Here is a 17,518-nt window from a genome sequence, read left to right on the forward strand (position 1 = left end):
GGGATCATCATGGATACCAAATTCGATTTCGGCGGCATCGACGCCGAGAAAACCGTTTACATCCGGCAGGTCGAGACCAGCACCCTGCCCCAGGAAATCCGCCAGCAACTGGGCGGCATCGACAGCATGTATGCGGTCCATGACGTTGACGGGGAACGCCTGGCCCTGGTCAAGGACCGCCATCTGGCCTTTGTCCTGGCCCGGCAGAACGAGCTGACCCCAGTCAGCGTCCACTGACCTCCTCGCGGCGGGGCGGATCGACCGCCTTGCCTCGCAGGCTTGTCCGCAGGGCCAGCACCACCAGGATCGCGCTGAAGGCGCAAAGCTGATAGGTCAGCGCGTGCGCCATCGCCCCCGCATAGTCGTCGCCGCCCTGCCCGTGCAGCCGGACGAAGAACAGGCTGGACACGATGGCGATCCCGATGGCCGCGCCGACCTGCTGGAAAGCCTGCATCGCCCCCGATCCCGCGCCCGCGTCCTTGCCCGGCACCGATTGCAGCACCGACTGGAACAGCGGAGAGATCGTCAGCCCCATTCCGAACCCGCAGATGGCAAGCGGCGCGATCAGCGTGGCCGGGGTAAAGGTCTGCGGCGGGTGGCCCGTGACATGGCGCAGCAGGATCATTCCCGCCAGCATGACCGTCACGCCCGCCGCCATGCGGCCCGACAGCCACTTCGTGCCGAAACGCCCGGTGACATAGCTGCCCAACATGATGCCCAGCGGAAAGGGCGCGGTCGCAATGCCCGATTGCATCGGGTCCAGGCCAAAGCCCGTCTGCAGATAGATCGCCAGCACCAAAAACATTCCCGGTATGGCCGAGAAATGCAGCATCACCATCGCCACGCCCGACAGGAACCCGCCATTGCGCATCAGCGTCACCGGCAGCAGTTGCGCGCGTTCCTGCCGCGACAGCCTCACCTGCCGCCATATGAACAGCGCGCCCAGCGGCAGGGACGCTAGGATCATGGCGATGCACCACCAGGGCCAGCCCAGCAGCGCGCCTTCGATCACCGGCAGGACCACCAGCACCACCGCCACCGAGAACAGCCCGATGCCGATCCAGTCGATCCGCATCCGCCGGTCCGAGGACAGCGCCGGGATCCAGCGAAGCCCTGCCCTGATCACGAACAGCCCGACCGGCAGGTTGACAAGGAAGATCGGGCGCCAGCCCATCCCCGAAATGTTGCCGGTGATCAGCGCCCCGCCCAGCAGCGGGCCGCTTACCGCGCCCAGGCTGGCGACCACCCCCGCCAAGGCAAAGGCCCGGGCCTTCTGTTCGGGCGGAAACATGACGTGCATGATCGCCATGACCTGCGGCACCATCATCGCCCCGCCGATGCCTTGCAGCGCGCGCGACCAGATCAGCATCGGCATGGTCTGCGCGAACCCGCACAGCGCCGATGCCAGCGTGAACAGCCCCACGCCCCACAGGAACAGCCGCTTGCGCCCGAACTTGTCGCCGAACCGCCCAAAGGGCAGCAGCCCCGCCGCGAAGGCCAGCACATAGGCCGCCGACACCCATTCGATCTGCGCCGCCGTCGCGTCCAGATTTTCCTGGATCGAGGGCAGCGCCACGTTGACGATGCTCACGTCGATCAGGTTCATGAAGTTGCCCAGCAGCAACAGGACCGTCGCCAGCCAGGGATTGTAACCGGAATCGCCTGTGCGCATCGGGGGATGGTCCTGTCTGTTTGCAGACCGTGAAGCCCCGCCGGTCTAAAAGGTTCCGCCGGGAACCACCATCCGCACCCCGATCCGGTCCTGATGCGGACGATAGATGTCCTGTGCGGCGGCATCGGACAGCATCAAATGCGTGGCCCCGAAATTGCGCGCCACCATCCCTTGCCACAGCGCCGCCTGGGGACCGGGGGGCGGGGCCACCGGCAGGGACGCCAGGATCGCGCCGGCAGGCGTATCGACCGCAAAGCCTGCCATGGGCTGGACCAGCAAGGCGGCGTCCAGGTCTTGGGCCAGACGCGCAGCCGCCCTGACCTGATCGGCATGATCGGGCTGGACGGCCAGCACGCGGTCGATGCGGCCATCCCGCCACAGCGCTCGCACATTGTTCGGCGCGGTGCTGTCCGGGCGGCGCAGGCCCTTGACCTTGCCGCCCAGCAGGACCGGATCGCCCCAGGCATCGGTCACGGACATGACCGCCACCACGCCGCCCTCATCGCGAAGGGCGATATCGTCGCCGGGCTGCACCCGTCCTGAAAAATCCGCGCTTACCTGCAACACCAGCGGCACCGGCCAGGCCCCGTCCGGTACGGCGCTGTACTCTGCCTGGCTCATGTAGCCGCGCAGGGGGGCAAGGGCACCGTTCATCAGCAAGGCCAGTTCACCTTTCTGCCGCGCGTCCAGCATCCAGGCTGGCAGCTTTTCCGCCTCGGCCTGCAAGGCGGTGGCGGCATCGGGGGAAACATAAAGCTCTCGGACGGGGGTCTGGTGCGGATGGGTCATGCCCCCGACTAGCGCAGGCGGTGCCGTTTGTCATCCGCGCGCGATGGGTGTAGGGATCGGGCCGTTAACGCCAACAGGGGGTCCGCATGACCGATATCCGCGCCGTGATCTTCGACATGGACGGCTGCCTGGTGGACAGCGAACCGATGTCGCTGGCAACCCTTGCCGAACTGATGGCGGCCGAGGGTCTGGAAACCACCATGGACGAGCTGCGGCGGAAATTCCTGGGCGTGTCGATCCAGTCCATCGTCAGCCATATCGCCAAGGCGCTGGACCGTGACGACCTGCCCGATTTCGCCCGCGATTTCCAAGACCGGCTGCTGGCGCGCTATCCCACGGAACTGCGCGTGATCCCCGGCATTCCCGCCCTGCTGGACGACCTGGCGGCGCGCGGCATCGCGGTGGCGATTGCCACGGGCAGTTCGGTCCACCGGCTTGGCATGACCTTGCAGGTGGCGGGGCTGGCGGATCGGTTCGGCGCCAACACGTTCAGCGCCGATCAGGTCGCGCGGGGCAAGCCCGCCCCCGACCTGTTCCTGCTGGCCGCAGAACGGCTGGGCATCCCTGCCGATGCCTGCGCGGTGATGGAGGATTCGCCCCATGGAATCGTCGGCGCGCGCGCCGCGGGGATGCGGGCGGTGGGATTCACCGGGGGCAGCCATCTGTCCGGGATCCAGGCCGACCATGCGCGCCGCCTGTCCGAGGCCGGCGCCGTCGCGGTGCTGCCGGGTCTTGACGGATTGCTGGACGCGCTTCTGGATCATCAGCCGACGGGCGTTTGAACAACGACATCAGGGGGACACATGAGTTTTCTGGGAATCGACCTTGGCACCTCGGGCCTGCGGGCGCTTCTGGTGGACGGCGGCGGCAGGCCGATCGGTTCGACCGAACGGCATTATCCGGTCAGCCATCCCCATTCCGGCTGGTCCGAACAGGATCCCGACGACTGGATCGCCGCGCTTGAGGGCGCCGTAGCCGAGTTGCGCGACCGCCATCCCGAATTTTCGGCCCTGCGCGGCATCGGCGTGGCGGGCCATATGCACGGCGCGACGCTGCTCGACGCCGAGGACCGGGTGATCCGTCCCTGCATCCTGTGGAACGACACCCGCAGCCACGCGCAGGCCGCCCGGCTGGACGCCACCCCCGGTATGCGCGATCTGTCGGGCAACATCGTCTTTCCCGGTTTCACCGCGCCCAAGCTGGAATGGGTGCGCGACAATGAACCCGAAAACCACGCCCGCGTCGCCCGCGTGCTGCTGCCTGCGGCCTTCCTGAACCTGTATCTGACGGGCGAGGCCGTATCGGATATGTCGGACGCGGCGGGCACGTCCTGGCTGGATACCGGCGCGCGAGACTGGTCGGACGCGCTGCTGGCGGCGGGCCATATGCGGCGCGACCAGATGCCCCGGCTGGTCGAGGGGTCGGCCCCCGCAGGCCAGTTGCGCGGGGATCTGGCGCGGGCCTGGGGGCTGTCGCATCCGGTCGTGGTGGCGGGGGGCGCGGGCGACAATGCCGCCGCCGCCTGCGGCATCGGCGCGATGCGCGACGGCCAGGGCTTCGTGTCGCTGGGAACCTCGGGCGTGCTGCTGGCGGCGCGGGACGGCTATCACCCGGCACCTGAAACGGCGCTGCACACCTTTTGCCACGCGGTGCCAGGCACCTGGTATCAGATGGGGGTGATGCTGTCGGCGACGGACAGCCTCAACTGGCTGTCCCAGATCACCGGCGCGCGCCCGGCGGAACTGACGGCGGGCCTGGGCGACACATTGCAGGCACCCGGAGCCGTGCGCTTCCTGCCCTATCTGTCGGGCGAAAGGACGCCCCATAACGACGCCGTCATTCGCGGCGCCTTCACCGGGCTGGGATCCGGCACCACGCGCGACGACCTGACCCGCGCGGTCCTGGAAGGGGTGGCCTTTGGCCTGCGCGACAGCCACCAGGCGCTGAAGGAAACCGGGGCACGGCTGGACCGGATGATGGCCATCGGCGGCGGCGCGCGGTCGCGGTACTGGCTGCGGGTGATCGCGACGTCGCTGGACGTGACCCTGACCCTGCCCGCCGACGGAGAGTTCGGCGCGGCCCTGGGTGCTGCGCGGCTGGGCATAGCGGCGGCCGGTGCGGGCCGCGTGAACGACATCATGACCGCGCCGGATGTGGTCGAGGAGATCGCGCCCGATGCCGCGCTGCGGGACCGTTTCGATGCGGGGTATCAGGCGTTCCGCGCCGCCTATCCCGCGATCCGTGAGGCGCAGTAGAAGCCGAACGATAGGCCGGCCAGAAATCCGCAACGGCACGTTCCCCGCAATCTCGTGACGGGCCGTCGCATTGGATTCGGCGGTCCCGGCGCTATCTAGGGATCAGGGAACGGCTGCAGGAAAGCGGAGACAGGCAGATGCGATTTCGCCACGGGGTATTGGCATTGGCGATCTGCGCCGCACTTGCCGCAGGCGCGGCGGCGGTGGGCATCGGCCAATCCGGGGACAGCACCGGCGCAAGCGTGCTGACCACCCCCGTCGCGCGCGGCGATATCGAGGTGACTGTCCTGGCCCAGGGCACCATCAAGCCGCGCAACCTGGTGGCGGTCGGGGCGCAGGCATCCGGGCGGATCACCAGCATTGCCGTGGAACTGGGCCAGACGGTTCGAACGGGCGACCTGATCGCGGAAATTGATTCGGTCAACCAGCGAAATGCCTTGCGCACCGCGCAATCCGACCTGGCCGTGGCCCGCGCCCAGCGGCTGGAACGCGAATCGACGCTGGATCTGGCCGAACGAACCCTGGAGCGGCTGGAAAAATTGCAGCGCAGCAACCTGTCCCTGCAGGCCGAATACGACGGGGCGGTGTCCGACGTGGCCGTGTCCAAGGCCCAGATCCAGGCACTCGACGCCCAGATCGCCCAAGCCCAGGTTGCCATCGAAACCGCGCAGGCGAACCTGGACTACACCCGCATCACCGCGCCCAGCGACGGCACCGTCCTGGCGATCACCGCCCAGCAGGGACAGACGGTCAACGCCGCGCAATCCGCGCCCACCATCGTCGTGCTGGGCGACCTGACCCGGATGGAGGTGTTTGCCGAAATCTCGGAAGCCGATATCGGCCAGGTCGAACCCGGCCAGCAGGTCTGGTTCACCACCTTGGGGGCGCCCGGCCGCCGGTACGAGGCTGTGCTGGAGGCCGTGGCCCCAGCCCCCGAATCCATCGTGAACGACCCCAGCATCGGCGGCACGGCAGCCAGCAGCGCCGCGGCCGAGGCGATCTATTACAACGGCCGCTTCACCGTCCCGAACCCGGACGGCACCTTGCGCACCTACATGACGGCCGAGGTGCATATCGTCATGGGCACGGCGCGGGACGTGCTGACGGTTCCGTCCATGGCGCTTGGATCGCCCGATGGGGACGGGCGCTATCGCCTGCAGGTCCAGGGCAGCGACGGCACCTTGTCGGACCGCGTGGTCAGCGTCGGCCTGAACGACAAGGTCATGGCCGAGATCACCGATGGCCTGGCCGAGGGCGAGAAGATCGTGACCGGCACCGGCGGCGACAGCCCCTCGCGCGGCCCGCTTGCCGGGATGCCGCGCGGGATGCGAGGCTGATCGCGTGGATCAGCCGATCATCCAGTTGTCCGGCATCGGGCGCAGCTATCCCCAGGGCGAGGGCGCGCTGACCGTTCTGCGCGACGTGGACCTGACCATCGCGCCCGGCGAATTCGTGGCGATCATGGGGGCGTCCGGGTCGGGCAAGACCACGCTGATGAATATCCTGGGCTGCCTGGACCGGCCCAGCACCGGCACCTACCGTTTCGCGGGCCAGGACATCGGCACGCTGGACAATGCCCAATTGGCGGCGCTGCGGCGCGAACGCTTTGGCTTCATCTTCCAGCGGTATCACCTGCTGCCGGAACTGACCGCGCTTGGCAACGTCGAAATCCCCGCCGTCTACCGGGGCGAGGCCGCATCTGCCCGCCGCGCGCGGGCAGCATCGCTTCTGGACAGGCTGGGCATGGGCGCGCGGCTAGACCATCGCCCGGCGGCCCTGTCGGGCGGCCAGCAGCAGCGCGTGTCCATCGCCCGCGCGCTGATGAACGACGCCAGCGTCATCCTGGCGGACGAGCCGACCGGCGCCCTGGACAGCCGCAGCGGCGAGGAAGTGCTGTCCATCCTGTCGGAACTGAACGCGGACGGGCGCACGATCATCATCGTCACCCACGACCCCAAGGTCGCCGCCCGCGCCCGCCGCGTCATCGAGATCAGCGACGGCCGCATCATCGCCGACCGCCGCAACCAGCCCGACACCGCCGCCGCCGTCCGCCGCCAAGCGGCGGCCAGAGGTGCATCCGCCCTGCCCGGCTCGGCCTTTTTCGAGGCCTTGCGCATGGCGGTCGTATCCATGCGCGCGCACAAGCTGCGCAGTTTCCTGACCATGCTGGGCATCATCATCGGCATCGCATCCGTAGTGTCGGTGGTGGCCCTGGGCGAGGGATCGCGCCAGCGGGTGCTGGCCAACATCTCCTCTCTGGGGACCAATACGCTGGAAGTGTTTCCGGGCCGGGACTTTGGCGACATGAGGTCGGGGCGGATCCAGACGCTTGTGGCATCCGATGCCGAGGCGCTGGCCCGCCTGCCCTTTGTCGCGGCAGCCACACCCGGCACCGCGGCCACGGCCACCATCCGCTTTGGCGGAACGCAGGCCAATGCCCAGATCAGCGGCGTGGGGGCGGATTACTTCACCGTCACAGGATCGGCGATCATCGCGGGCCGCGGCTTCGACACGACCGCCATCGCCCGCATGGCGCAGGAGGTCGTGATCGACACCAACACCCGCGACAGCCTGTTCGCGGACCGCATGGACGATGGCGTGGGCCAGGTGATCTATGCGGGCAACGCCATGCTGCGGGTGGTCGGCGTGGCCGAGATCGCGTCGCGCGGTCCGGGGGGCAGCCAGACCCTGCGGCTCTATGCGCCCTATACCACCGTCCAGGCGCGCTATCTGGGAACCAGCACCCTGTCCAGCCTGACCCTGCGCATTGCCGACGAAGCCGACATGGCGGCGGCGCAGGCGGCCGTGACCGACTTCCTGACCCAGCGGCACGGGACGCAGGATTTCTTCATCGTCAACACCGACCAGATCCGGGAAACCATCACCAGCACCACCGGCGCGCTGACCTTGCTGATTTCGGCCATTGCCGTGATCTCGCTTGTGGTGGGGGGCATCGGTGTGATGAACATCATGCTGGTCTCGGTCACCGAACGCGTGTCCGAAATCGGGCTGCGCATGGCGGTGGGGGCGCGGCGCAGCGACATCCTGCAACAGTTCCTGATCGAGGCCGTGCTGGTCTGCATGATCGGCGGCGTGCTGGGGATCGCGGCGGCGCTTGGCTTTGGCGTCGTCTTTGACCGCTTCAGCACCAGCTTTACCATGATCCAGTCCCCCAACGCGATGATCGCGGCCCTGGTCAGTTCGACCCTGATCGGCATCACCTTCGGTTTCCTGCCCGCCCGCAGCGCCGCGCGCATGGACCCCGTCGCCGCCTTGTCAAAGGGTTAGGTCCTGCAATTTGCCTCACTCGGGCGGAAATTAGTCTGGCTGGATAAGACCTTCCGAAAAAACCATTTGTGTCGGGCCGGAATGCTGACGCAATCTGATCCCAGGATGACGGCGGCGCGCAATGCCGCATAACCGGTCTGGGAGGACTTATGACTGCTTCTAAACTGATCGGCGCCTTGTTCGCCGCAACGATCCTGAGTGCGCCGGCATGGGCACAAACCTATCCCGAACGCCAGATCACCATGGTCGTGCCGTTTTCGGCCGGGGGGCCGACCGACACCGTGGCGCGTCTTGTGGCCGAGCGGATGTCGGCCGACCTGGGCCAGCAGATCGTTGTGCAGAACGTGGGCGGCGCCGGGGGCACGCTGGGCGCGGGCCAGGTCGCCAATGCCGAGGCCGACGGATACACCGTGCTGCTGCATCATATCGGCATGGCGACATCCGATACGCTGTATCGCAATCTGGCCTATGAAACGCTGGACGCGTTCGAATATGTGGGCCTTGTGACCGAGGTGCCGATGGTCGTCACCGCACGCCAGGATTTCGAACCCGCCGATTTCCCGGCTTTCATCGAATACGTCAAGGCCAACGGCGATTCGCTGACGCTGGCCAATGCGGGCATCGGCGCCGCCAGTCACCTGTGCGGGATGCTGCTGATGCAGGCGCTTGAAGTGCCGCTGGTCACGGTGCCGTACAAGGGCACCGGCCCGGCCATGACTGACCTTCTGGGCGGCCAGGTGGACATCATGTGCGACCAGACCACCAACACCACCCAGCAGATCAAGGGCGGCACGATCAAGGCCTATGCCGTGACCACGCCAGAACGGCTTGACCTGTTCCCCGACCTGCCCACCGCCGCCGAATCCGGGTTGGAGGCGATGCAGTTCGGCATCTGGCACGGCATCTATACCCCCAAGGGCACCGCGCCCGAAATCAATGCGCGCCTGTCGGAATCGCTGCAAAAGGCGCTTGCCGACGAAGGCGTGGCCAAGGCCATGGCCGACCTGGGCACCGCGCCCTCGTCCGCCGAGGAGGCCACACCCGAGGCGCTGAAGGCCAAGCTTGAATCCGAAATCGCCCGCTGGAAGCCGGTGATCGAGGCTGCGGGCGTTTACGCCGACTGATCCACGCGCCCGCCGCCATCCCGGCGGCGGGTTCCATTGCGGCATGGGGGGATCATGTCCACGAAACCGAAAGACGGCACCGATATCGCGGCGGGCCTGCTGTTCATGGCAATCGCGGGCTTTTTTGGCTGGCAGGGGCTGGGGCTTGACCTGGGAACCTCGACCCGCATGGGGCCGGGGTATTTCCCGATGGTCCTGTCGGGGCTGCTGTTCATCCTGGGGGCGGTGATCCTGTTCAAGGCCTTCGGGCGGCCCGATGACGAACCCATGGGCCGCATCGCCTGGCGGGGCATCCTGTTCATCCTGCCCGCGCCGATCTTCTTTGGCCTGACGGTGCGCGGTCTGGGCTTTGTGCCGGCGTTGTTCATCACCACGCTGATCGCCAGCCAGGCATCGGTGCGGATGCGCCCGCTGCCCGCGCTGATCCTGGCAGTGGCCGTCACGATCATGTCCACGCTGATCTTCAGCTATGGCCTGGGGCTGCCGTTCCGGCGCTTCGGTCCCTGGCTGCCGCTGTAAGGGGCGCCCATGGACCTGCTATCGAACCTCGCTCTGGGCTTCAGCGTCGCATCCTCGCTGGAAAACCTGGCCTTCTGCCTGATCGGGGTGCTGCTGGGCACGCTGATCGGGGTGCTGCCCGGCATCGGCGCCACGGCCACCATCGCCATGCTGCTGCCGATCACGTTCCAGTTGGAACCCGTGTCCTCGCTGATCATGCTGGCGGGCATCTATTATGGCGCGCAATACGGCGGATCGACCACGGCGATCCTGATCAACATGCCGGGCGAAAGTTCGTCCGCCGTGACCGCCATTGACGGATACCAGATGGCCCGCCAGGGCCGCGCGGGAACGGCGCTTGCCACGGCGGCCCTGGGATCGTTCTTCGCGGGCAGCGTGGCGACGTTCCTGGTGGCGATCTTTGCGCCCCCCTTGACCACCATCGCCCTGAAATTCGGCGCGGCCGAATATTTCAGCCTGATGGTGATGGGCCTGGTCATGTCGGTGGCCCTGGCCCATGGGTCGGTCCTGAAGGCCTTGGCCATGGTGGTGCTGGGCCTGCTGCTGGGCATGGTCGGCACCGATGTCTATACCGGCGCGCCGCGCTTCACGATGGGCATCACCCAGTTCGCGGACGGCCTGAATTTCGTGGCGGTGGCCGTGGGCGTCTTCGGCATCGCGGAAATCCTGCGCAACCTGGAAGACGAACACGACCGGCAGGTGATGACCAAGAACATCAACCGCCTGTTCCCCACCCGCGACGAGTTCCGCCAGATGGTCGGTCCGGTTCTGCGCGGCACGGCGGTGGGGTCCGTCCTGGGCATCCTGCCGGGCGGCGGCGCGATCCTGGCGGCATTCGCCAGCTATACGGTCGAAAAGAAGCTGTCCAAGCACCCCGAGGAATTCGGCAAGGGCGCCCTGGCCGGCGTCGCCGGTCCCGAATCCGCCAACAACGCGGGCGCGCAGACCAGCTTCATTCCGCTGCTGACGCTGGGGATCCCGGCGAACCCGGTCATGGCGCTGATGATCGGGGCGATGATCATCCAGGGCATCGTGCCGGGGCCGAACGTGGTCTCGGAACAGCCCGCGCTGTTCTGGGGCATCATCGCGTCGATGTGGATCGGCAACCTGATGCTGGTGGTTCTGAACCTGCCCCTGATCGGGCTGTGGGTGAAGCTGCTGACCGTGCCCTATTACGTGCTGTTCCCGATCATCATGGCGATGTGTTCGATCGGGGTCTATTCCGTCAACTCGAACCCCTATGACCTGTTCGCCGTCGCCGGCTTCGGCCTGCTGGGATACATCATGTCCAAGCTGCGCTGCGAACCCGCGCCGCTGCTGCTGGGCTTCGTCCTGGGTCCGCTGCTGGAGGAGAACCTGCGCCGGGCGATGATCCTGTCGCGCGGCGATCCCACCACCTTTGTCACAAGGCCCATCAGCGCCGCCCTGCTGATCCTGTCGCTGGCGATCCTGGTGCTGGTGTTCCTGCCCCAGATCCGCAAGCGCCGCGACGAGGTCTTCACCGAAACCGACGCCTGACCACAACCAAGGAAGATTACCATGCCATCCATCACCCGCCGCGTCCTGCTGGCATCGACCCTTGCTCTGGGCCTTGCCGGAACGGCAGCCGCCGAATTTCCCGAACGCCAGGTCACCCTGGTCATCCCCTTTGCCGCAGGCGGTTCCACCGACGTGGTGGGCCGCATCGTCGCCGAACGGATGAGCGCGGAACTGGGCCAGCAGATCGTCGTCCAGAACGTCGGCGGCGCGGGCGGCAGCCTGGGCGCGCAGCAGGTCGCCCAGGCTGAGCCTGACGGCTATACGATCCTGATGGGCACCGTCGCCACGCACGCCCTGAACCCGTTGATCCTGAAGCAGAAGCCCTATGACCCGGTGGCGGATTTCGCGCCCGTGTCGCTGCTGGTGCTGGTGCCGAACGTGCTGGCCGTCCATCCCGACGTGCCCGCCCAGACCGTGCAGGAACTGATAGACCTGGCCAAGGCCGAACCGCTGGCCTATGCATCCTCGGGCAACGGCACGCCGCTGCACCTGTCGGGCGAGTTGTTCAAGGCCATGGCAGGGGTCGAGATCGACCACATCCCCTACAAGGGATCCGGCCCGGCGCTGACGGATGTGCTGGGCAACCAGGTGCCGATCATCTTCGACAACCTGCCCTCGGCTTCCGGTCATATCAGCAGCGGCAAGCTGCGCGCCCTGGGCGTGACCACGGCGGAACGCGCGCCCAGCTTCCCCGACGTGCCCGCCATCGCCGAAACCCTTCCGGGTTATGAAACCTACAGCTGGAACGCCCTGTTCGCCCCCGCAGGCACCCCGCCCGAGGCTGTCGAGGCGCTTGCCGCCGCCGCCCAGGCCGCCATGGCCGACCCGGCGGTCGTCGAACGCATGGGCGAGTTTTCCGCGACCATTGTCGCCTCGACCCCTGCGGAACTGGCGGACCATGTCGGGGCCGAGATGGCGAAATGGGAACCCGTGGTCCGCGACGCCAACGTCAGCATGGATTGAACCAACCGGCCCTGCGGGGGTTGCATTCGGTGCGTTCCACGCCAAGGATCGCGCCGGATGCAGCGGATGAGGGATGGATGAGCGGACTTCTGGCACTTCTGGACGATGTGGCGGCCATTTCAAAGGTCGCGGCGGCATCCATCGACGACGTGGCGGGCCAGGCGGTCAAGGCTGGCGCCAAGGCTGCGGGCGCGGTCATCGACGATGCGGCGGTGACGCCGAAATACGTCCACGGCTTCGACGCCAGCCGAGAGCTTCCCATCGTCTGGAAGATCGCGCGCGGGTCGCTGTTCAACAAGCTGGTGATCCTGCTGCCCGTCGCGCTGCTGTTGTCGGCCTTTGCGCCCTGGGCGATATCGCCCCTGCTGATGCTGGGCGGGGCTTACCTGTGCTATGAAGGCGCCGAAAAGGTTGCCCATGCGCTTGGCTATGGCAACACCCATGAAAGTGCGGAACACACCCATCCCAAGACCGAGGGCGCCGCGCTGGAAGAACAGCGCGTGGCGGGCGCGATCAAGACCGACTTCATCCTGTCGGCCGAGATCATGGTCTTGGCCCTGTCCACCATTCCGGGCGACGACACGCTGTGGATGAAGGCACTGATCCTGGTTGTGGTCGCCGTGGGCATCACCGCCGCGGTTTACGGCTTTGTCGCGCTGATCGTGAAGGCCGACGATGTGGGGGTGCATATGGCGACGCGTCGCAACGGCCTGTCCTCGGCCATCGGGCGCGGCATCGTCAAGGTGATGCCCGGCTTCATGAAGGTGCTGACGGTCGTGGGCACCGCCGCGATGATCTGGGTGGGCGGCCAGATCGTGCTGCACGGTTTCGCCGAACTGGGCTGGGCCGGTCCCTATGACTGGATCCACCACCAGGCCGAGGCGGCGTCCCATGCCGTTCCCCAGGCGCCCGGCGTTGTCGCCTGGGCTGTCACGGCATTCTTTGACGGCATCTTCGGGTTGATCCTGGGCCTGATCCTGATCCCCATCGCCCACCACGTCATCAATCCGCTGTTGCAGGCAACGGTCGCGCCGCTGATGGCGCGGCTGCGCGGGGCGTGACCGCAACCGACGCAACGGCATGAATTATGGGGCCGCGGGTGGCGGTTTCGCGTTGTTGACCGGATGGTCAAAGGATGTCACCCTTCCGTCATACGGCTGTTGCGTTCGCGTCACCATGGCCCGTTAGGCTCGGTCCGCGAACCGCAACTCCATAAAGGGAGGAAATCATGAGCAGAATTTTCACAGCGTCCACCGTGGCGCTGATCGCGTCGCTGTCGGCGGCAAACGCGCAGACCGAAATTCAGTGGTGGCACGCCATGGGCGGCGAACTGGGCGCCAAGCTGGAAGAAATCACCAAGGGCTTCAACGACGCCCAGGACGAATACACGGTCGTGCCGTCCTATAAGGGCACCTATCCCGAAACGATGACGGCCGCGATTGCCGCGTTCCGTGCGCAGCAGCAACCCGCCATCGTCCAGGTGTTCGAGGTCGGCACCGGCACGATGATGGCCGCCGAGGGCGCCATTGTCCCGGTCCACCAGTTGATGGCGGATAATGAGGTGGCCTTCGATCCCGCGGCCTATCTGCCTTCCGTGGTCGGCTATTACACCGACACCAACGGCAATATGCTGTCGCTGCCCTTCAACAGCTCGACCCCGATCGTCTATTACAACAAGACCGTGTTTGAAAAAGCGGGCCTTGATCCCGACACGCCGCCGAAAACCTGGGCCGAGCTGGAGGATTTCAGCAAGAAGATCATGGAATCGGACGCGGCCACCTGCGGCTTCACGACCCAGTGGATCAGCTGGATCCAGACCGAAAACCTGTCGGCCTGGCACAACCAGCCGATCGGAACCGAAGGGAACGGCTTTGGCGGCACGGCCGCACGCCTGACGCTGAACGGGCCGGTCCAGGTCAAGCATTGGGAAAACCTCAAGCGCCTGTCCAATGAAGGGATCTTCAAATACGGCGGCCCGGTGGGCGGCGACAATGCGGCGCCGATGTTCTATTCCCAGGACTGCGCGATGTACATGGCAAGCTCGGCCAGCCGGGCGGGCGTGATCGCCAATGCCAAGGACTTCGAGGTCGGCTATGGGATGCTGCCCTATTACGACGATGTCGAGGGCGCGCCGCAGAACTCCATCATCGGGGGCGCGTCCCTGTGGGTGCTGTCAGGCCGCCCGGATGCGGAATATGCCGGCGTGGCAAAGTTCTTCGAATACCTCTCCACCCCTGAGGTCCAGGCGGACTGGGCGTCCTTCTCGGGCTATCTGCCGATCACGCAGGCTGCGATGGACCAGATGGCCAGCTTCTATTCGGACAACCCCGGCGCGGACACCGGCATCAAGCAGATCACGCTGAACGAGCCGACCGAGAATTCCAAAGGGCTGCGGTTCGGCAACTATGTCCAGATCCGCGGCATCATCGACGAGGAGTTCGAACAGCTTCTGTCCGGGTCCAAGGACGCCCAGGGCGCGCTTGACGCCGTGGTCGAACGCGGCAATGCGCTGATCACGGAATTCGAAGCCCAGAACCAGTAACCATGGCCTTGGGGCCGCGCCACCCGCGCGGCCCCATTCCCATTCCACAAGGCAGGCTGGATGAAGCGCACCTTATTTCGAAACCAGTTGCTGCCCTGGCTGCTGCTGGCCCCGCAACTGGCGATCACCTTTGTGTTCTTCCTGTGGCCCGCAGCCCAAGCCGTCCGGCAAAGCTTTCTGCGCCAGGACGCATTCGGCATCAACACCACCTTCGTGGGCCTGACGAATTTCAAGGCGCTGTGGAACAGCCCGGAATACCTCAACTCGTTGCAGGTGACGGCGGTCTTTGCCGTCCTGGTCACGGTCCTGTCGATGGGTTTCGCGCTGCTGCTGGCAGTGGCCGTGGACCGGATGATCCGGTCGACCAGCATTTATACCACGCTGCTGGTCTGGCCCTATGCAGTGGCCCCGGCGGTGGCGGGCATCCTGTGGTGGTTCATCTTCAACCCGACCATCGGCGTCATGCCCTATGTGCTGGAGGTCGTGGGTTACGACTGGAACCACATCAGTTCGAAAACCGACGCCATGACCCTGGTGGTGATCGCAAGCGCCTGGAAGCAGATCAGCTATAACTTCCTGTTCTTCGTGGCGGGCCTGCAATCCATTCCGGCCAGCCTGCGCGAGGCCGCCGCCATCGACGGCGCGGGGCCGGTGCGGCGGTTCTTCGACATCACGGTCCCGCTGCTGTCGCCCACCACCTTCTTCCTGCTGGTCGTCAACATCGTCTATGCCATGTTCGACACCTTTGGCGTGATCGACGCCACGACCGAGGGCGGGCCTGCGCAGGCCACCAATATCCTGGTCTACAAGGTCTATTTCGACGGCTTCGTGGGACAGAACATGGGGTCGTCCGCCGCGCAATCGGTAATCCTGATGCTGATCGTGATCGCGCTGACGGTGGTCCAGTTCCGCTATGTCGAAAAGAAGGTGGCCTATTGATGATCGAGAACCGCCCTGGCCTGAACCTTCTGGCGCACCTTACCCTGATGGCGGGCGTGGCGATCGTCGCCCTGCCCGTCTGGGTGGCCTTTGTCGCATCCACCCATACCGCGACCGACTTCATGTCGGGCACGATCCCCGTCTGGCCCGGCCCCCATCTGATCGAGAACTACAGCCAGATGCTGGGCGCGGGCGTATCCACCAGCGGCACGCCCCCGGTGGGCACGATGATGTTCAACAGCCTGGTCATGGCACTGATGATCGCCTGCGGCAAGATCGCAATTTCCATCACCTCGGCCTTTGCCATCGTGTATTTCCGCTTTCCCTTCCGAAACCTGGCCTTCTGGTGCATCTTCATCACCCTGATGCTGCCGGTCGAGGTTCGGATCGTGCCCACCTTCCAGGTTGTGGCCGATCTGGGAATGCTGAACAGCTATGCGGGCCTGTCGATCCCGCTGATCGCATCGGCCACCGCGACCTTTCTGTTCCGGCAGGTGTTCCTGACCATCCCCGACGAACTGACCGAGGCCGCGCGCATCGACGGCGCAGGCCCGATGAAATTCTTCCGCGACATCCTTTTGCCCTTGTCGCGGACCAACATCGCGGCGCTGTTCGTGATCCTGTTCATCTATGGCTGGAACCAGTATCTGTGGCCGCTGCTGATCACCACCAGCAGCGATTATTACACCATCGTCGCGGGCATCAAGCGCATGGCCGACGCGGTGGACGGGCTGCCGCAATGGCATCTGGTGATGGCGACCGCCATGCTGGCGATGTTGCCCCCGGTCGCCGTGGTGATCGGGATGCAGCGCCTGTTCGTCAAAGGTCTTGTCGAGACGGAGAAATAAGACAATGGCATCCATAATCCTCGACACCGTCGGCAAGATCTATGCCGGCGGCACCCGCGCCGTGGGCGATGTCAGCATCGACATCGCGGATGGCGAATTCATCGTGCTGGTCGGCCCGTCCGGCTGCGGCAAATCCACGCTGCTGCGGATGGTGGCGGGGCTGGAAAGCATCAGCGAAGGCACGGTCCGCATCGGCGACCGGGTGGTCAACGACATCGAGCCTGCCGACCGCGACATCGCCATGGTGTTCCAGAACTATGCGCTTTACCCGCATATGTCGGTGCGCCAGAACCTGGCCTATGGGTTGAAGAACCGCCGCACCCCCAGGGCGGAAATCGAACGCCGCGTGGCCCAGGCGGCCGAAATCCTGCAGATCGGTCCCTTCCTGGACCGCAAGCCCCGCGCCCTGTCGGGCGGCCAGCGTCAGCGCGTCGCCATGGGCCGCGCCATCGTGCGCGAACCGGCGGCGTTCCTGTTCGACGAACCGCTGTCGAACCTGGACGCCAAGCTGCGCGTGACCATGCGGCTGGAGATCAAGGAGTTGCAGCGCCGTCTGCGCACGACCTCGATCTATGTCACCCATGACCAGCTGGAAGCGATGACGCTGGCCGACCGCCTTGTGGTGCTTAACGCGGGCCGGATCGAACAGATCGGCACCCCGCTCGAGGTTTACCGCAAGCCCGCATCCACCTTTGTCGCGGGCTTCATCGGCAGTCCCGCGATGAACCTGATCAGCAGCCGCGCCGTGCCCCATCTGCCCGGCATCGCCCATGCCGGAACCATCGGCATCCGCCCCGAGGATCTGGTTGTTTCCCCCGACGGTCCCATCGACATGGAGGTTCTGGCGGTCGAGGAACTGGGCGCGCAGCGCCTGGTCCACGGCCAGACCGGGGGCGAACGGCTGACCGTGACGATGCCGTCCAACGCGGAACTGTCCGACAGCCTGCGATTGGCCTATCGCCCCGGATCGCTGCATTTGTTCCAAACCGACGGGCGACGCATAGATTGATGTTCTTGTTTTGTTCCTAATGTTCCCGTGC

16 protein-coding genes are annotated in these 17,518 nt (G+C 66.0%); 14 read left to right on the plus strand and 2 right to left on the minus strand.

Annotated elements, in window-relative coordinates:
* Positions 1 to 9 precede the first annotated feature (9 nt).
* Positions 10 to 237: a DUF1150 family protein gene (locus tag LZ585_RS10575; RefSeq protein ID WP_234853533.1), complete on the plus strand. Its 228-nt coding sequence runs from the start codon at positions 10 to 12 to the stop codon at positions 235 to 237.
* Here LZ585_RS10575 and LZ585_RS10580 read toward each other — a convergent pair.
* Together LZ585_RS10580 and LZ585_RS10585 are read right to left on the minus strand one after the other, a co-directional pair.
* On the minus strand, positions 224 to 1,672 hold the full coding sequence (locus LZ585_RS10580; protein ID WP_234853534.1) for an MFS transporter: 1,449 nt from the start codon (positions 1,670 to 1,672) through the stop codon (positions 224 to 226). The two genes, LZ585_RS10575 and LZ585_RS10580, sit on opposite strands and share 14 nt — an antisense overlap.
* Positions 1,673 to 1,717: 45 nt before the next feature.
* Complete coding sequence (locus LZ585_RS10585) at positions 1,718 to 2,461, minus strand: bifunctional sulfate adenylyltransferase/adenylylsulfate kinase (RefSeq protein ID WP_234853535.1); 744 nt, start codon at positions 2,459 to 2,461, stop codon at positions 1,718 to 1,720.
* Between the two features lie 86 nt (positions 2,462 to 2,547).
* Between LZ585_RS10585 and LZ585_RS10590 the strand changes: the two genes are divergently transcribed.
* From LZ585_RS10590 to ugpC, 13 genes are all read left to right on the plus strand, one after another.
* Positions 2,548 to 3,243, plus strand: a complete 696-nt coding sequence (locus LZ585_RS10590; RefSeq protein ID WP_234853536.1) for an HAD family hydrolase — start codon at positions 2,548 to 2,550, stop codon at positions 3,241 to 3,243.
* Positions 3,244 to 3,264: 21 nt separating this feature from the next.
* Positions 3,265 to 4,716, plus strand: coding sequence for a xylulokinase (xylB, locus tag LZ585_RS10595; protein WP_234853537.1), 1,452 nt, complete (start codon positions 3,265 to 3,267; stop codon positions 4,714 to 4,716).
* A 137-nt stretch (positions 4,717 to 4,853) separates the two neighbouring features.
* Complete coding sequence (locus LZ585_RS10600) at positions 4,854 to 6,053, plus strand: efflux RND transporter periplasmic adaptor subunit (RefSeq protein WP_234853538.1); 1,200 nt, start codon at positions 4,854 to 4,856, stop codon at positions 6,051 to 6,053.
* A gap of 4 nt (positions 6,054 to 6,057) precedes the next feature.
* Positions 6,058 to 8,004: a MacB family efflux pump subunit gene (locus tag LZ585_RS10605; RefSeq protein ID WP_234853539.1), complete on the plus strand. Its 1,947-nt coding sequence runs from the start codon at positions 6,058 to 6,060 to the stop codon at positions 8,002 to 8,004.
* 149 nt (positions 8,005 to 8,153) lie between these two features.
* Positions 8,154 to 9,128 (plus strand): tripartite tricarboxylate transporter substrate-binding protein, encoded by a 975-nt coding sequence (locus tag LZ585_RS10610; protein WP_234853540.1) that lies wholly within the window; start codon positions 8,154 to 8,156, stop codon positions 9,126 to 9,128.
* A gap of 54 nt (positions 9,129 to 9,182) precedes the next feature.
* Positions 9,183 to 9,647: a tripartite tricarboxylate transporter TctB family protein gene (locus tag LZ585_RS10615; RefSeq protein WP_234853541.1), complete on the plus strand. Its 465-nt coding sequence runs from the start codon at positions 9,183 to 9,185 to the stop codon at positions 9,645 to 9,647.
* Positions 9,648 to 9,656: 9 nt separating this feature from the next.
* Complete coding sequence (locus LZ585_RS10620; protein WP_234853542.1) at positions 9,657 to 11,165, plus strand: tripartite tricarboxylate transporter permease; 1,509 nt, start codon at positions 9,657 to 9,659, stop codon at positions 11,163 to 11,165.
* Between the two features lie 21 nt (positions 11,166 to 11,186).
* Positions 11,187 to 12,149 carry a Bug family tripartite tricarboxylate transporter substrate binding protein gene (locus LZ585_RS10625; RefSeq protein WP_234853543.1) on the plus strand — a complete coding sequence of 321 codons (963 nt, stop codon included), beginning with the start codon at positions 11,187 to 11,189 and terminating at the stop codon, positions 12,147 to 12,149.
* A gap of 77 nt (positions 12,150 to 12,226) precedes the next feature.
* Positions 12,227 to 13,210, plus strand: coding sequence for a DUF808 domain-containing protein (locus LZ585_RS10630; protein WP_234853544.1), 984 nt, complete (start codon positions 12,227 to 12,229; stop codon positions 13,208 to 13,210).
* Positions 13,211 to 13,377: 167 nt separating this feature from the next.
* Positions 13,378 to 14,691 (plus strand): sn-glycerol-3-phosphate ABC transporter substrate-binding protein UgpB, encoded by a 1,314-nt coding sequence (gene ugpB, locus LZ585_RS10635; protein WP_234853545.1) that lies wholly within the window; start codon positions 13,378 to 13,380, stop codon positions 14,689 to 14,691.
* Between the two features lie 60 nt (positions 14,692 to 14,751).
* Entirely contained in the window at positions 14,752 to 15,630 is an 879-nt protein-coding gene (ugpA, locus tag LZ585_RS10640) for a sn-glycerol-3-phosphate ABC transporter permease UgpA (protein WP_234853546.1), read from the plus strand.
* The gene (gene ugpE, locus LZ585_RS10645) at positions 15,630 to 16,478 is read left to right on the plus strand and encodes a sn-glycerol-3-phosphate ABC transporter permease UgpE (protein ID WP_234853547.1); all 849 of its coding nucleotides are present in this window, start codon (positions 15,630 to 15,632) and stop codon (positions 16,476 to 16,478) included. Before ugpA ends, ugpE begins: the two co-directional genes overlap by 1 nt.
* 4 nt (positions 16,479 to 16,482) lie before the next feature.
* On the plus strand, positions 16,483 to 17,487 hold the full coding sequence (ugpC, locus tag LZ585_RS10650) for a sn-glycerol-3-phosphate ABC transporter ATP-binding protein UgpC (protein WP_234853548.1): 1,005 nt from the start codon (positions 16,483 to 16,485) through the stop codon (positions 17,485 to 17,487).
* The last annotated feature ends 31 nt before the right edge of the window (positions 17,488 to 17,518 follow it).

Origin of the sequence: Paracoccus everestensis, from assembly GCF_021491915.1 — a bacterium.
In the GTDB taxonomy this organism is placed as follows: Bacteria; Pseudomonadota; Alphaproteobacteria; order Rhodobacterales; family Rhodobacteraceae; genus Paracoccus; species Paracoccus everestensis.